The sequence below is a fragment of the Rhodococcus sp. ENV425 genome (genome assembly GCF_002887785.1).
Lineage (GTDB): Bacteria > Actinomycetota > Actinomycetes > Mycobacteriales > Mycobacteriaceae > Rhodococcus > Rhodococcus aetherivorans.
Genome location: NZ_PCZU01000298.1, coordinates 1,229 through 1,513, shown reverse-complemented (window position 1 = coordinate 1,513; position 285 = coordinate 1,229). Strand labels below are relative to the sequence as shown.

The window sequence follows — 285 nt, the reverse complement described above, 5'->3', positions numbered from 1 at the left end:
ACACGAGACGCACGTCGATGCCGCCGTCGCCGTCGCGTTCGGTGACGTCCCAGGTGAGGTCGAACTGCGCGGCCGGGGTGCCGGCGTCGAATTCGCGCACGCGCAGGCCGGGCAGCTGCGGCAGGTCCTCCCCCGCGGGCACCGTGCGGTGGGCGAGCAGCACCTGGAACAGCGGATGGTGGGTGCCGCGGACCGGCGCGACCCGCGCGACGACCCGGTCGAACGGGACGTCCGCGTGCGCGAGTGCGTCGAGGTCGGTGGTGCGGATGCGGCGCAGCAGATCCC

The 285-nt window shown here is 74.7% G+C and carries 1 protein-coding gene; it reads right to left on the bottom strand.

Going from position 1 to position 285, the window contains the following annotated elements; genetic code table 11:
- Nucleotides 1-285: hypothetical protein (locus tag CQZ88_RS30305; protein WP_219727543.1), on the bottom strand; the 285-nt coding region annotated here is incomplete at both ends.